The sequence below is a fragment of the Clostridium sp. LIBA-8553 genome, from assembly GCF_057782465.1.
The window spans coordinates 2255305-2271651 of sequence record NZ_CM173489.1 but is presented as its reverse complement, the minus strand read 5'-3'; the positions used below and the strand labels follow the sequence as shown (position 1 = coordinate 2271651).

Genomic DNA, 16347 nt, shown 5'->3' with positions numbered 1-16347 from the left:
AATTTATATGAAAAGAATTTTAACAATTAATTAAAAGCTTTACAGTAAATTCAAGGAGTAAAATAATGATTGAAGCAGTAGTCTTAGCACTAATACTTGCAAAAATAAAAGGATATAGTTTAAAGCCATTTTTTAAAAGTTGGACAATTTATCCCATATTAATATCAGAGGCTATGTATGTAGTTCTCCAAATAAATATATTTATGGGGAATTATGAAGTTGTAAAATGGTCTCCGTGGTTTAAGGGTATATATATGTATTTATTTTTAATACCTATTTTTTGGTACAGAGAGTACATAAGTGCTTTAATTGGTTCGATATTTTTATTTGCTGGAACATTTCTAAATCATTTTGTAATGGCTGCAAATGGAGGAGAGATGCCAGTTTTTCCTAGCCTAACATATTTAACTGGATATGTTAAACCAGATACTTTATCTAAGATAAATGATATACATACGTTAGGAAATAGCACAGTAAACTATAAATTTTTAAGTGATATAATAGATATTGGATATAGTGTACTTAGTATAGGAGACATACTTATAAGAGTATTTGTGGTTATAATAATATATGTAACTGTTAAAAAAACAAATGAAGAATGCAAAAATAGACAGACTAGAATATTTAGTTAAGACAACGGAGGAAGAAATGCTAAAAGTAACTTTTTTTGAAACATTAGTAAGGGGGATACCAGAGGCGCTCACAATGATGTTAGCTATGTATGCTTTTGCTGATAGAAAAGTAGAAAAAAAAGAATATTTAACATCAAGTTTAATATTAAGTTTAGTGGTTTATTTAATACGACTACTACCTATAAATTATGGTGTACATACTATATTAAACATTTTTGTTTTAATATTTTTAGCATTTAATATAAATAAAATAGATTTAATAGTTAGCATAAAAGCATCCATATTAATTTTAATGATTTTGTTTTTATGTGAGGGATTAAACTTATGGATTATAGAAAATGTTCTAAATAAGAATGTAGATATTCTATTTCAAAGTATATTAAATAAAGTAATATATGGAATTCCATCAACTATAATGTTTTCTGTTACAGTTGTTTCTTATTATTTAATAGCATTAAAAAAAGGAAAGTTGAGATAAAATGATTGAGAACATATCAAAGGCAGTAGCTGAAAAAGTTTCTAATGAATTAAATTATGATAATGAAAGAAAAGAAGTTATACAATATGGGACATATGCCTTAATACAAACATTAATATCAATAATTTCTGTTTTAATATTAGGTTTAATATTTAATATAGCTTTAGAAGCTTTAATATTTTTATTTACAGCAAGTATATTAAGAAAATATTCAGGAGGCGCACACTCAGAATCATCTAATGTGTGTACTTTATTAGGAATAATAATTTCAATTGGTGTTGGATTTTTAATTAAAAGCAGTTTTTTTGTAAATATGGATTTTGAGTTTATTATCTTTGCTGGAATAGTAGTATTTGTTTTTGCATACTTTATAATTTTTAAGTATGCGCCAGTAGATACACCAAATAAACCAATAAAAACTGAAAAAAAGAAAAAGCGTATGAAAAAAGGATCTTTAAAGATTTTAACTATATATTTATTTATTGTCTTATTAAATACAATTTTATATTATAATTCAGATGTAGTCTTTGCTAAGCAAGTTATACTGAGTATTTTATTTGGAATAGCATGGCAGTGCATGACTCTTACAGCATTAGGAAATATATTGTTAAAAACTATAGATTCTTTTACAAATAAAATATTATAAATTTTTAGAGGGGATGAGTTTAAATGAAAAAATTAAACAAAAACTTATTAACAGTATTTGCTGCATTAACAACAGTGATAGCAACAACAGTTGCTACTTCAGCGTGTCTTTGGTTTACACACCAACCAGAAGAACCAAAATCTTTAAGAGATGAATAGAATTTATAAATAAGGTCGGTTTAAGCCGACCTTATTTTATGATTAATAGTGAGGCAGAATATGATTAGAGATGTAAATGACAATAAAAAGAAAAAAGTTGATGAAATATTATCAATAGTAAAGATATCATCATTATTATTTTCAGCTATAGCTTTTTTACAATATACTTTTAATCTTATAAAGCATACTGATAATTTTTTAGCAGATTATAGTATTTTATCAATTCTAATAAGTATATTTTTGTTATCAACAATTTACATGCTTTGGAGTTTAGCATCTTTAAGTAAATACAAAGATTATTTAAATGAGATACAGTGGATTGAAATAATTTTATTTATGATTATATTTGTAATTGCTATATTAGTTTCAGGTGCAAACTCTAGCAATAATAAATTTTTATTTTTATTTATTATAATAACATCTACAATACAAGGCGGAATGCATAGAGGGTGTATAGTGGCTGTATTATCATCAGCTATTATTCTAGTCATGGATTTGATTTTTGTTGGTAACAATGGGGTAAATATGTACTTCCAAAATGATTTAATACTGGCAGGAGTATTTATTTTAACAGCATGGACTTTGGGTTTTTATGTAAGAACTGAAAATGATCACATAAAAAAATTACAAAAGTTAGTTAATGAAGATGGATTAACAGGGGTTTATAATCATAGATATTTTTATGATAAATTAAGAGAGAAAATGCATATTAGTGAAGTTGAAAATAAACAACTTTCTCTAATATTTATGGATATAGATTATTTTAAGCACTACAACGATTTATATGGTCATCAAAGAGGGGATGAAGCATTAAGAAGAATAGGAGCTATACTTAAGAGCGTAGCAAGAGAGCAAGATTTGGTAGCGAGATATGGAGGAGAAGAATTTGCAATAATATTACCTAATACATCTGAAAGTGAAGCTACTAAAATTGCGGAAACTATAAGGAATAAAATAGAAAAAACATATTTTGAAGGACAAGAAAATCAACCTAATTCTAATTTAACCGTATCAGTTGGAATAGCTGTGTTCCCAGATAAGGCTGAAAATGAATTGGATCTTGTTAAATATGCTGATGATGCATTATATAGAGCTAAGTTTTTCCATAAAAATAGAGTTGAGACCTATATATCTGTTTTAGATGAGCTTAAAAAAGATTTAAATGAAGAAGAAAATGCGCTAGTAACTTCTATAAAAACTTTAATAGGTATTATAAATGCAAAAGATAAATATACATATAGTCATGTTGAAAGAGTGGTTGTATATAGTAGGCTTATGGCTAAAAAATTAGGTCTTTCAGAAGAAGAAAAGAAACAGTTAATATATGGTGCCTATATGCATGATATAGGTAAAATAAATATACCTAATGAAATATTAACTAAGAAGATGAAACTTACTAAAGATGAATGGGAAATTTTAAAACAACATCCAAGGGATGGAGTAGAAATAATAAAATCGGTAAATTCTTTAAAAAAAGTGGCTCCTCTTATATTATATCACCATGAAAGATATGATGGTCGTGGATATCCAGAAGAATTAAAGGGAGAAAATATACCATATTTAGCTAGAGTTTTAACTGTTATAGATAGTTTTGATGCAATGACTTCTAATAGACCGTACAATAAGAGAAAAACTTATGAGGAAGGATTAGAGGAACTTAATAGATGTAGTGGTACTCAGTTTGATCCTAAAATAGTTGAAATTTTTACTGAAGTGGTTAGAGAAAATATAAATGAAATACAAGATTTTTAAGGAGATGTAATTTTACATCTCTTTTTTGTTTGATTAATTTCAATTAAGACATTGTTAAGCAAAAAATAAAATTAGATGATTTAGAATGACTTTATGTTTTGAACTAAGATGTAAATTTAAAAAGCATGAGACTTTATCAAAACTTAAAATAAAACTTATAATATTATTTATAAGTTTTATTTTAAGTTGCTTTTGATATATCCTTATGCTTTTTATATTATTTAAAATCAGATAATATTTTTTCAGTACATAATTTGCTTGAAATTAAGGTCATTGAAATGCCTGAACCGGGATGAACTGAATCTCCTACGAAATATATGTTTTTGAGGTTTTTAATTTTTGATTGAGGTCTAAATGCAGTAGTTTGTAATAGGTTATGGTTAAGTCCAAAGGAAGCGCCAAAAAAGCAATTAAAATCATTTTTAAAAGTTATAGGAGTAGTGTAACTTTCATAAATTATATTTTCTCTTAAGTCTTCTAATCCTTTAATTTTACTTATATCATATAAAACCTTATTTCTTAAAGCTTTAACTTCATCTTCTGTCCATTTAGATTTATATTTATTTAGATTTGGAACACGCAAAGTTATATTAAGACACTCACAATCACTAGGAACTAATGAGGAATCTATTGAACTTGGACAATAAATATAATATATAAATTCTTTAGGAAGTCTTCCACCCATAAAAGGAACTAAAAGGGCCTCTTTTTTGTTCAATGTTAGAATAATATTATGTACATTCAGATTTCTATATCTCTTTTTTAAAAAAAGATGAATTATAAATGTTGAACAAGAGAATGATAGTTTTTCCTGTTTTCTTTTAGAAAATTTATTTCTAATAACACTTCTAGGAATCAAGTTTTGAATGCTATAAGTAAAGTCTGCATTGCAGACTATTAAGTCAGAAAATATATTTTCATGATTAGTATTTATTCCTATTGCACGATTTTTTTTCATTAATATAGTATTAACATGGGAGCTTAGGTGTATTTTTCCTCCTAATTCTAAGATTAATTTCTCTAAGGCACTTATATAGGAATACATTCCACCTTTAATATAATACAATCCATATACTTGAGAGGTTGATGGAATCAAATTAAAAACATTAGAGCTTTTTATAGGTGATTCACCAATATACATACATTGAAAGGCTAAAAAAAATCTTAAATATTCATTACGTATATATTTTTCAATAGTTTTATAACAATTCTTGAAGGGATGTATTCTAAATAATTGAGGGATAGCTTTGAAATTTTCTACACCACTTAAATTAAAAAAACTTCTATTGAGAAAATATTTATCAACTAGAAGATATCTTTTGTAAGAGTCAGATATGTATTTATAATAGTTTGAACTATCATCTTTAAATAGTTTTTCTAAAGATTCTGTCGTTCTTAAAAAGTCAGAATAAATATCAAAGTTATCTTTATTACCAGTGAAAACTCTATAAAGAGTTTTTAATTCTATTAATTCTATATAATCCTTATAATCTTTTCCTGCATATTTAAATATATCTAAGTAAGGCTTAGGAATCATAAATATTGATGCTGAAGAGTCTATTTTAAAGTCTTTATATTTAATTAAGTTTATTTTTCCCCCTATACTTGAATTTTTTTCGAAGATATCAACCTTAAATCCATTAATAAGAAGGCGAATTGCAGTAGCTAATCCGCCTATTCCAGCCCCTATTATTATGGCTTTTTTCTTCTTCATAAGTAACACTCCTAGTATGTTTGATTTTATATTTTAGCCACCTAAGGTAACATCTTGGTCATTATACCAATTAAGAGCATTTAAAAAATGACTTTCATTGAAATTAGGCCATAAATCATCAATTATATACATATCTGAATAAACTGATTGAACTGGTAGAAAACCACTTAATCTGCGTCTACCACCCCATCTTATTAGTAAGTCTATTCTTGAAATATCTTTTGATTGAATATTATCATATATGTTTTTTCGTTTAGCATCACAAGATTTAAGTTGGTTTAAATCCCATTCCCAACCATAATTAACAAGGAAGTTAACTAGGATTCCACCTTTACCTAATTTAGTTCTTTTAGTATATTTCTTTAACTCTTCAGGGAACACTGGAGAATCAGAATTTCCCATTACAAGTATTTCACAATCTTCATTTGCAATTAATTCTACTGATTTTATACAAGCATCTATAAAGGCCTCCTTTTGATAGGCTGGTCTTTTAGTATTATCCACTGTAAATCCATAATAGGTTATTTCTTTAACGCCTAGTTTTTGACAAAGTTTAAAAAGTTCAAGTCCAGGGTCAATTCCGTGTAAGTATCCTTGATCCTTTTCAAGGCCATTTTCAACAGCCCAACGTCTATTACCGTCTGGGATAACCCCTATATGTTTTGGAATTCTCATAATATATTTCAACCCTTTCTTTAAAAGTAAATTCAAGTAAGAGTATACCCATTTTGATAAATAAAATGCATAAATTTGATTATTCTAAAGATTAATTATATTATTAAGCTATAAAAATTTTTATAAGATTTGATTATATGGAGTTGAAAAGATGAGATTTATAGGTGTTAGAACTTGGAAAACCAGTATAGGGGCTATAATAGCTATGATTATAGCAAATAAGATAGGATTAAGTTACTGGGTTTCAGCAGGAATTATTACTATATTAAGTATTCAAAGTACTAAGAGAGAGTCTTTAACAATAGCTTTTAAAAGAATTGAATCGGTAATTGTAGCACTTCTAGTTTCTTCAATCTTATTCTTAACATTAGGCTTTAATTCAGTTGTTTTTGGAATATATCTTTTAATCTTTATTCCTCTAACTGTGAGACTAAAGGTTACTGATGGAATAGTGGTGAGTTCTGTTTTGGTAACTCATCTATTGGTAGAAAAACAGGTTACTGCTTATTGGATACTAAATGAATTAGGACTTATGTTAGTAGGAGTTTTAGTTGCTTTAATATTAAATAGCTATATGCCCAAAAATGAAGAAAAAATAAGAGAAGATATAAATTATATATCAGAAAAAATAAAAGAAATTTTTATGGATATGGCGGATTCTTTAAGAACTCATAGTGTTTCTATAAATCAACAAAGACTTTTTAATGAGCTTGAAAATAGAATAGACATTGCTAAGAAAAGAGCCAATGATAATTTTAATAACTACTTATTTTCTGATGTTAGATATTATGTCTATTACATAGAGATGAGGGGAGTGCAATTTCAAATATTAAAATATATGAGAGAGCATTTTTCAAGAATATCTATTACAGTTAAGCAAACAGAACTTGTAGCTAATTTTACTGAAGAAGTAGCATCAGTTATTGGGAAAGAGGTTAATGTAAACATACTAATAAACAGATTAAATAGATTGAGAAGAGAATTGAGTGAGCAAGAGCTTCCAGTTTCAAGGGAAGAGTTTGAAAATAGAGCTATGTTATACCAATTTTTAAATGATTTAGAAATTTTCATAGAAACTAAAAAACAATGCTATATAAAATAATTTAAAAAATTAGAATTATTAGTTTCAATTTTGATGAAATAATAACAAGTATTTGTCATAGAATTCTTTTGAAAATTTTAAGAGAAAAATATTACAATAGAGTTAAATGCGGAACAAATAAATTGCAATAAAATACTTAATATGAATAAATATGTAATAAATGAAATATATTAACCAATAAGAATAATATTCATTTAATGAATATTAACAAATTTTAAATAGCATAAAAAGCTTAAATAAGTTAGAATAATCAATATAATGTTTTATAAATTTTAAGTTTAAAAATTTATTTTTAGAGATAATTGACAAGGAAAGTTTTTAATTGATATGATGATTTAATAGTTTATAATTTTAAAATTGTAGAAATAAGAACTAATTGACTATAAGCTTCAGATTAAAATGAATTAGATGTTAGGAAAGTAAATTTAATTCTGAATTAAGTCTCAATTTATTACACTTACTAAGGGAGGAATTAAATGAATAAGAAATACTTTAAAGAGCTTTTAGGAAATAAAAAAACTCTGAAGAATTTAGGAATTAACCTATTTCTTTGGATTACTTTATCTTTTCTTTTAGTTCTTTTAGGAGAATCATTTTATAGAGGATCTATTGAAAATGGAAAAAGCTTTTTAGCTAATAGTAGGGAGCCATTTATATTAAATTACTTAATATTTTTAGTAATTACTTCAGTATCCTTTTTATTTAAAAAGACTAGAATGGTTTATGGAATCATAAGTATAATACTTATGGGATTTTATGTAGCAAGCGGAGTAATAGTAGGTTTTAGAGGATCGCCACTTATATGGGCTGATATGTTCTCTATAAAAGATGGTATAGCAATAGCAGAAAATTATATAGACTTAGGAGTTTTAAAATATGTTGCTATAGCTTTAATAGTAATAGTAGCAATAATAACAGCATTATGGTTTAGTGAAAGATATAAGAGTAGAAATAAAGTCTTTAATCCTTATGGATTAATAGTTGTTCCTTTAGTTGTTATTGTTACAGGTAGTTTCTATGGAAGTAAAAAGGATGGAATAGAAATATATAGGTGGGATCTACCAGCTTCATATCATCAAAATGGATTTATCTATTCATTTTTAGATACAGCGGCGGGGTTTGAAGTGAAAAAACCAGCTAATTATAGTAAAGTATCAATTGAGAATATAAAGGATAATATAATTGAAGAAGAACAGGTAGCTAGTGCTGATGAAGCTAAGATGGCTTCTACTAAGCCAGTGGAAATGCCTAATATTATAATTGTTCAATTAGAATCATTTATGGATTTAAATAGAATAGAGGGTTTAAATTTTACGGAAGATCCAACACCTAATTTTAGAAGAATTGCAGAAGAATCAACTCATGGATTTTTAAAGGTTCCTACTTATGGTGGAGGGACTGTTAGAAGTGAGTTTGAAGTATTAACTGGATTAAGTACAGATTATTTACCAGTTGGAGAAATACCTAATAATAACATATTAAAAAAACAACCGGTAGAAAGTATGGCTTACATATTACATGATTATGGATATGATACAAGTGTTATACATAACTATGAAGGTAACTTCTATAATAGAGATACAGTATTTCCAAACTTAGGATTTGATACATATGTTCCTATGGAGTATATGGACAAGCCTAATAACGATGAATGGCAATATCCAGAGGATATTTTAAATATTAAGCCTATAGAACAAATAATAGGTGATAATGAAACACCTCAGTTCATTTATAATATAACAGTAGAAAGCCATGGCGGATATTCATCTTCAGATTTTGATAATTACACTGTAGATGGAAATTTAACTCAAGACGAGAAAAATGAAATTCAATGCTATGTTAACAAGTTAAGAGGTGTTGATGAATATATAAAAGATCTTGTTGATTATGTAGAAGCTTCAGGAGAGCCTACTGTAATAGCAATGTTTGGAGATCATTTACCATCCTTAAAAGTAATAAATGAAGATGCTAGTGTATTAAAAGATGGCAATAAATATTTAACTGATTTCTTTATATGGGATAATATAGGTCTACCAAAGGAAAATATAAATATTGAGGCTGAGGAACTTACAACATATATATTAGAAAACTTAAATATGGTTTCAGGAATTATGCCTACATTCCATGAGGCGTATAAAGGAAATCCTGACTACAATAATGCATTTGAATTGCTTCAGTATGATATGTTGTTTGGAAATAAATATGCTTTAAACAAAGAGAAAAATAAATATGAAAAAACTAATATGAAGTTTGGTATAAATGAGATAGTTTTAAATAATTATGATATAAGTAACAATACATTAACAGTAACAGGAGATAATTTTAATTATAAAAGTAAAATTATCATAAATGGTAAAATTGTTGAAACTAATTTTGTAGATGACCATACCTTAACAACAACTGATATTAATTCAAATATTAAGAAGATTTCAGTTGGTCAAATAGGAAAGTATGATAAGATATTAACCTCTACTAATGAGTTAGAAATAAAACAGTAATTTATATTATATTTAAATGGTTAGACTTATAAATAATAGTCTAGCCATTTTTTTACTAAATCTTAAGTATAAAATTTATCTTTTAAGAGGAAAATGTAAATGTTATACTTAATTTGAGGATTAATAAAATTAGATTAATTTTAATGGGAGGGTTTTACTAATGAACATAATAAAAAAAGATGGTAGAATTGAAGAATTCAAAATTGAAAAATTATCAACAAGCTTATCAAATGCGGCTAATGATTTAAATCTAACTCTTAACAAATCAGATATAAAGATAATAACGGAAGATATTGAGAAAACAATAAAATCAATAAGATCAAATGAGGCAACTTCAAGTTATGAGGTTGTTGGAATTTTAATTAGTACCTTAAAAAATGAAAAATTTAGTGAGATATTAAAGGCATATATAGAATATAAAAAATAATGTTTATTAAATAAATTAGGTAGGGAGGTCTGCCTAATTTATTTTGTAATAATTAAATTAATTTAAAAGTATATAGGGGAGAGTAATAAAGGGATGAGAAAAAAATTAGGTGTAGCATTTGTTTTAACAATTATTATAAGCTTTTTAGTTGGATGTGGAGGAAAAAATTTAATAAACCAAGGGAAAGAAGAAATTAAAAAAGGAAATTATGAGAATGCTACAGCAATTTTTAAAGCTGCAAGTGAAGAAGATTCAAAGAATACAGATGAAGCTGAGAGTTTGTATGAATTAACATATAATTATGTAATTGCAAACAAAGCTTATGATGAGTTTAAATTAGATGTGGCTTTAGAAAGTTTAAACAAGGTAGAAGAAAATAAAAATGCAGATTTAATTAAAGAGGATATATCTAAATTAAATGAAGAAATAAGCAAAGATAAAAATGCTATAGATGATTTTAAATTAAATATGGACAAGGTTACAACTTTAGAGAGTGAAGGAAGCATAGTTGAAGCTAAGGATCTATTGAGTAAATCTGTTGAAAGTATTTCTTATTTAGGTGATAATGCTAAAGCGCTAATTGATAGTGGAAATTCTAAAATGAAGATTTTAGATGAAAAGATAGAAAAAAATGAGGAAAAGAACAAAGAAATAGCTGAAAAAAATAAAAAAGCAAAAGAAGAAAAAGAAAAGGCTTTAGAAGTAGTGAAAGATCTTGGCGTTGTAAAAAAAGATCAGTATTTAGAAATTAAGTCTGATGAAGTGTATGATTTAGGCGATGGAAGTTATGGATTTATTATAAATAAATTCTATTATCCAGAAGGAAAACCAGAACCAGCATTAATCAGTCAATATCTTGTTGATAAGGAATCTTGGAAAGTTAAAGAAGTAAAGGATGGTATTACTACAAATATTAATTAAAAATAAAAAAAGTTTATTTTAATAATAAGTTAGGGTTTTAATGATGATTAATATATTTATTAAATATTAGAGTATAAAGAGACTGTATCAAAACTTTAAACAATAAAGCTTATAAATTTTTAGTGGAATCTAGTAATTCTCATAATATATTTATAAGTTTTATTTTACTTTACTTTTGATACAGTTTCCTTGTTATAAAATAACTGTTTAGAATAATTTTAATTTATGATTTTTACGACAGTATTTTAATATTACCTTACCTTGAATATCTTGAGTTTGTATTAAACCAAAATATCTGGAATCTAAACTTATATTTCTATTGTCTCCCATAACAAAAAATTTATCTTTAGGTATATTTAGCTTTAAATAGTAGGGTATATTCATTTCTTCTTTTATATAAGGTTCACAAATTTTTTCTCCATTTATATAGAGTGTGGAATCATTTATTTCTATAACATCTCCAGGAAGTCCGATAATTCTTTTTACTAAAAAATTATCATATTTATATGGTGCATATATATTAATTATGTCATATCTTTGAGGAGAAGAAATAGAATATGCTTTTTTGTTTACGACTAGTATATCACTATCATGTATGGTATTTTCCATGGAAGAACCATCAACAATGGCTATAAAAATGTTATTCAAGAAAAATGTTAGAATCAAAATTACGGATATTAATATTGTTAGTATAATCTTAAAAAAACTATCAGGTGGGTCTAGAATATAATGAAAATATTTCATGGATTAGTACCTCGTATAGATTAAGAATATATTATTAGAATATTTTTTTCGCTTATAAATAAGAACTAATATTTAAGTTTTAGTTGAAATTTAATTAGTGCTTTAATATAATTAAATTAAATGAATTGTAATTTATATACAATCTATTGGAAACGTTACCGAGAAAAAGGGAGAGTGTTTTATGAGAAAAAATTTTAATTCTAAAGAATTCAATGATAAATTTTATTATAGTGGTGAACTTGGAACAATATATAGTAAAGACAAAACAATTTTTAGAGTATGGTCACCTGAGGCTAAAAGTTTAGAGTTATTGCTTTATAAAGATGGTAATACAGATAGTTTAATAGAAAAAGATTCACTTATTAAGAAAGAAAATGGGGTTTGGGAAGTTGTAAAGAATGGAGACTTAAATGGAGTTTACTACAAATATCATATTTCAGGAGAAGATTTTGAACATGATTTTGTTGATCCATACTGCAAAGCCTTGGGGGTAAATGGATATAGAGGAATGGTTATAGATTTAGAAGAAACTAATCCTATAGGATGGAAAGAAGAGCATAAGCCAAAGCTAAAAGAAGCTACAGATTCAATTTTATATGAAATGCATATAAGAGATTTCTCAATTGATGAAAGTTCGGGAGTCTCCATAGAAAATAGAGGTAAATTTTTAGGAGTAGTAGAAGGGGAAACTACAATTCCAGGAACTAAGGTTAAAACAACCCTAGATCATCTAAAAGAATTAGGAGTTACTCATGTGCACCTTTTACCTTCATTTGATTTTGGATCTGTTGATGAAGAGAGATTAGATGAACCTCAATATAATTGGGGATATGATCCTGTAAATTATAATGTACCAGAAGGATCATATTCAAAGAATCCTTACAATGGAGAAGTGAGGATAAAAGAATTTAAAGAAATGGTACTTAAGCTTCATAAGAGTGGAATAAGAGTTGTTATGGATGTTGTATATAATCATACTTATTCAGGAGAAAATTCTAATTTGAATCTTTCATATCCAGGGTATTATCATAGGCAGGATAAAAAGGGGGAATTTTCTAATGGATCTGGTTGTGGAAATGAGTTAGCTTCAGAAAGATTAATGGTTAGAAAATATATGGTAGATTCTTTAAAGTATTGGGCTAAAGAGTATCATATAGATGGCTTTAGATTTGATTTAATGGCATTACATGATATAGGAACATTAAAAGAAATAAGAAAAGAAATGGATAAAATAGATGAATCTATTTTAATATATGGTGAAGGATGGAATGGTGGAGAATCCCCTTTACCTAAGGAAGAAGCATGCTTTAAATGTAATGTAGATAAGTTTGGAAAGTTACAAATAGCTGCATTTAGTGATGATATGAGAGATGGAATAAAAGGACATGTTTCGAAGCTTAAAGAGGGCGGTTTTGTAAATGGTGGAAGTAATTTTGAAGAAAGCATAAGGTTTGGAATTGTTGCATCTACTTATCACAAAGAAATAAATTATAACAAAATAAATTATTCCGAAGAGCCTTGGGCAAATGAGCCTTATCAAACAATAAATTATTGCTCAGCTCATGATAATAATACATTACATGATAAATTAAGAATTGTATGTGAAAATGCTTCAGAGGAAGAAATCATAGCTATGAATAAGCTAAGTGCAGCTATAGTTTTAACTTCTCAAGGCATACCATTTATTCATTCAGGAGAAGAACTTCTTAGAAGTAAGGTTAATGAAAAAGGAGAATTTGTTGAAAATAGTTATAAATCTAATGATTTTGTCAATAGAATTGATTGGACAAGAAAAATAAAGTATAAAAGTCTCTTTGAATATTACAGAGGATTAATCAATTTAAGAAAAGAATATGAATTATTTAGATTAAATAGTAGTAAAGAAATAAGAGAAAAACTTTCATTTATAGAAAAAGAATTAGGAATAAAAGAAAAAGATGTAGTTGCATACAGATTAAAAGATGATAATGATGAATTCATAGTAATTTTCAATGGCAGTGACAATAAAATTAATTTAACTCTTCCAAAGGGAGAATGGGGGGAATTAGTTAATAAAAAAATTGCTGGTAAAGAGGTAATAGATGAACTTTCTAATAATCATAAAATAGAAGGCAAATCAGCTTATGTACTAAAAAAAATTAAATAATAGAAGCATCTTAATGATTAAAAATACTGAAAAAAGGAACTTAAGATAAGTAAATTATTTTAAGTTTCTTTTTAAATTGAATTTGATATTAAGTAAATTTAAACAATTTGTAACAAAAAAGAGTTTTAAAAGTTTTAATATAAATATTGAGAGACTTTAATATTTAATTTATATAGACATGGAGATGAATTTTGTGAACAAAAGAACAAGGCATAAAAAATATGTTAAAAGAAGAATAGCGGTTGTTGTGGCTGGTATTATTATAGTAGTTGGTTTAGGTTTTGGTATTAAAGCTTTAGAAAATCACAATTCCAGTAAGAAGGCATTAGCTTCAACTAAGACGAATGTAGAAGAAGCTAAAAAAGAGGAAAAACCAAAACCAACAGATATAATGCCAAATCAAAATATAATTTATGCTGCTGATTCATATGCAGTTAGTGCAGATGAAGTTGAAAAAATGCTTGAAGGAAAATCAAATAATACTGAAAAAGAAATATTTTTAACTTTTGATGATGGACCAAGTGAAAATACAAGAGAGATATTAAAAATTTTAAAAGAAGAGGATGTACATGCTACATTTTTTGATTTAGGGTCAGCTTTAAAAGATAATAAGGAAAATCAAGAGTTATTAAAGGAAGAAATAGATCAGGGTAATGCTGTGGCAACTCATAGTTATTCTCATGATTATAAGATTTTATATCCAGGTAACTCAGTAGATGTAAATAAGTTTATGAGTGAATTAAATGAAACTAATGATATAATGAAAAGTATATTAGGAGATAATTTTAATGCTAGAGTAGTCAGAATGCCAGGTGGATATATGTCAAGAAGATATTATAGAGACCCTAATTTAAAAGCATTAGACGAAGCTTTTGCAAAGGATAATATAGTTAGTATAGATTGGGATGCTGAAACTGGAGATGCAACTGGAAAACATTATACAATAGATCAATATGTTCAAAACTCAGCAAAAAATATTAATTCTTTAAATCATGTAATTTTATTAATGCATGATGCTGCAGCAAAGAAAGAAACTGTACAAGCACTACCTGCAATAATAAAATTCTACAAAGATCATGGTTATGCATTTAAGGTAATAAAAAATTCACCTGCAAATGATTCTAATTCTTCAAATACAAATAGCAATGTACAAAGTAGCAGTACAAAAACTAATTAATTAAAGATAAATATTAATTGTAGAATATTATAAGTTAAGATACTCCTTATTTAAAAAGTTGATTTTATTTTTGTAAAAATAAAATCAACTTTTTTTAGACTGTAACTTATTTACAGTTGGTAAAATATAATAAGTTAAGAGTGATATATTAGATATAAGGAGAAAAAATGAAGAATATAATTTATTATTATGGCGCAGCAAATACATCAAAAGGATTTAAACCACTTTATAATTCTATTTTTCAAGGGTTAAAAAAAATCTATTCATTAAATGGAGGAAGCAATATATTTAAGACTGCTATTATAAAAGAGCTTATAGATGAATACAGTAACAAGTTTAACTTAGACGTTATTGTCAGTTCTATAGATAATAACGAAATGGAGGGAATAATATTAAAAGATAAGGAAATTGCTGTAATAAATGGTACGCCTCTTCATGGGTTCATGAATTTAATAGGAGATAATGTTGAAGTAATAGACTTAGATGTATTTCTAGAAAAAGACAAGATTAGTGAAAATGAAGAAACAATAAAAGATTTAAAAGGGGAATTTTCTCAATGTATGATTAATGCTAATATGGAATATAAAAAGGCTTTAAAGATACACGATTACTGGGAAGACATTTATTTCCCTTATATAAATATTAATAAAGCTAATAAGTTTACGAAGCATGTAATTGCACTGTTAACAGAAAATGCTATTAAGAAAGAAAAGCCAGGTAAAATTGTAGAGAGATATTTAGGTGCAGCAACACCTACTGGTTCAAAAGATTTCGTACCTAACATAACAGAAGGTGTTAAGAGATATTTTTTAAAAGGCAGACCAGGAACAGGAAAATCAACTATGCTTAAAAAAATAGCAAAAGAAGTATCTGACTTAGGTTATGATGTAGAATTTTATTCTTGTGCATTTGATCCAGATAGTAAGGATATGGTTATAAGTAGAGAACTAAATTTTGCAATCTTTGATAGTACAGCACCTCACGAATATTTCCCAAGTAAAGAAGAGGATGAAATTATAGATGTTTATACTGCATATCTTGAGGGCGATGTTGATAAGATTCACAAGGAAGAAATTGCAAAACTTGCTGTGAATTATAAGAATCAAGTTGGAAAGGGAAATGCTTTCTTAGCAAAAGGTGAGGAAGTTAAAAATAAGTTAGATGAAATTTACAATGATGCTTTTAATGATAAAGAAGCAAAGAAAGTTGTAGAATTTTTATTTAAATAAATAAAATAAAGGCTCTGCTAAAAAAGCAGAGCCTTTAAATTTAAAAGA

General features: G+C 26.5%; 15 protein-coding genes. 12 read left to right on the top strand and 3 right to left on the bottom strand.

Annotated features, from left to right (window positions below; genetic code table 11):
- Positions 1–65 precede the first annotated feature (65 nt).
- Genes AC2JAQ_RS09990 through AC2JAQ_RS09970 form a run of 5 tightly spaced genes read left to right on the top strand, consistent with a single transcriptional unit; the run spans position 66 to position 3666 of the window.
- On the top strand, positions 66–632 hold the full coding sequence (locus AC2JAQ_RS09990; protein ID WP_488456323.1) for a DUF5317 domain-containing protein: 567 nt from the start codon (positions 66–68) through the stop codon (positions 630–632).
- Positions 633–648: 16 nt separating this feature from the next.
- On the top strand, positions 649–1110 hold the full coding sequence (locus AC2JAQ_RS09985; RefSeq protein ID WP_488456322.1) for a hypothetical protein: 462 nt from the start codon (positions 649–651) through the stop codon (positions 1108–1110).
- Between the two features lies 1 nt (position 1111).
- The gene (locus tag AC2JAQ_RS09980) at positions 1112–1756 is read left to right on the top strand and encodes an accessory gene regulator ArgB-like protein (RefSeq protein ID WP_488456321.1); all 645 of its coding nucleotides are present in this window, start codon (positions 1112–1114) and stop codon (positions 1754–1756) included.
- A 23-nt stretch (positions 1757–1779) separates the two neighbouring features.
- Positions 1780–1914, top strand: coding sequence for a cyclic lactone autoinducer peptide (locus tag AC2JAQ_RS09975; protein ID WP_283704608.1), 135 nt, complete (start codon positions 1780–1782; stop codon positions 1912–1914).
- Between the two features lie 60 nt (positions 1915–1974).
- Complete coding sequence (locus tag AC2JAQ_RS09970) at positions 1975–3666, top strand: diguanylate cyclase (protein WP_488456320.1); 1692 nt, start codon at positions 1975–1977, stop codon at positions 3664–3666.
- Positions 3667–3883: 217 nt separating this feature from the next.
- On the opposite strand, the gene AC2JAQ_RS09965 is transcribed toward AC2JAQ_RS09970, so the two are convergent.
- Together AC2JAQ_RS09965 and AC2JAQ_RS09960 are read right to left on the bottom strand one after the other, a co-directional pair.
- On the bottom strand, positions 3884–5380 hold the full coding sequence (locus AC2JAQ_RS09965) for a phytoene desaturase family protein (RefSeq protein ID WP_488456319.1): 1497 nt from the start codon (positions 5378–5380) through the stop codon (positions 3884–3886).
- Positions 5381–5413: 33 nt separating this feature from the next.
- Positions 5414–6055 carry an undecaprenyl diphosphate synthase family protein gene (locus AC2JAQ_RS09960; protein ID WP_423238747.1) on the bottom strand — a complete coding sequence of 214 codons (642 nt, stop codon included), beginning with the start codon at positions 6053–6055 and terminating at the stop codon, positions 5414–5416.
- A 151-nt stretch (positions 6056–6206) separates the two neighbouring features.
- Between AC2JAQ_RS09960 and AC2JAQ_RS09955 the strand changes: the two genes are divergently transcribed.
- The 4 genes from AC2JAQ_RS09955 to AC2JAQ_RS09940 all read left to right on the top strand — a co-directional run bounded on the left by AC2JAQ_RS09955 (position 6207) and on the right by AC2JAQ_RS09940 (position 11003).
- Complete coding sequence (locus tag AC2JAQ_RS09955) at positions 6207–7157, top strand: aromatic acid exporter family protein (RefSeq protein ID WP_488456318.1); 951 nt, start codon at positions 6207–6209, stop codon at positions 7155–7157.
- 476 nt (positions 7158–7633) lie between these two features.
- Positions 7634–9655: an LTA synthase family protein gene (locus AC2JAQ_RS09950; protein WP_488456317.1), complete on the top strand. Its 2022-nt coding sequence runs from the start codon at positions 7634–7636 to the stop codon at positions 9653–9655.
- A 160-nt stretch (positions 9656–9815) separates the two neighbouring features.
- Complete coding sequence (locus tag AC2JAQ_RS09945) at positions 9816–10082, top strand: ATP cone domain-containing protein (RefSeq protein WP_488456316.1); 267 nt, start codon at positions 9816–9818, stop codon at positions 10080–10082.
- A gap of 93 nt (positions 10083–10175) precedes the next feature.
- On the top strand, positions 10176–11003 hold the full coding sequence (locus AC2JAQ_RS09940) for a hypothetical protein (protein WP_488456315.1): 828 nt from the start codon (positions 10176–10178) through the stop codon (positions 11001–11003).
- Positions 11004–11210: 207 nt separating this feature from the next.
- Here the strand turns inward: AC2JAQ_RS09940 and lepB are convergent, their stop codons facing one another.
- Positions 11211–11747 (bottom strand): signal peptidase I, encoded by a 537-nt coding sequence (gene lepB / locus AC2JAQ_RS09935; RefSeq protein ID WP_488456314.1) that lies wholly within the window; start codon positions 11745–11747, stop codon positions 11211–11213.
- Positions 11748–11928: 181 nt separating this feature from the next.
- On the opposite strand from lepB, the gene pulA reads away from it, so the two are divergent.
- The 3 genes from pulA to AC2JAQ_RS09920 all read left to right on the top strand — a co-directional run bounded on the left by pulA (position 11929) and on the right by AC2JAQ_RS09920 (position 16299).
- Positions 11929–13893, top strand: coding sequence for a type I pullulanase (gene pulA / locus AC2JAQ_RS09930; RefSeq protein WP_488456313.1), 1965 nt, complete (start codon positions 11929–11931; stop codon positions 13891–13893).
- Between the two features lie 184 nt (positions 13894–14077).
- Positions 14078–15070, top strand: a complete 993-nt coding sequence (locus tag AC2JAQ_RS09925) for a polysaccharide deacetylase family protein (RefSeq protein WP_488456312.1) — start codon at positions 14078–14080, stop codon at positions 15068–15070.
- Between the two features lie 167 nt (positions 15071–15237).
- Positions 15238–16299: a PRK06851 family protein gene (locus tag AC2JAQ_RS09920; protein WP_488456311.1), complete on the top strand. Its 1062-nt coding sequence runs from the start codon at positions 15238–15240 to the stop codon at positions 16297–16299.
- Positions 16300–16347: the final 48 nt, after the last annotated feature.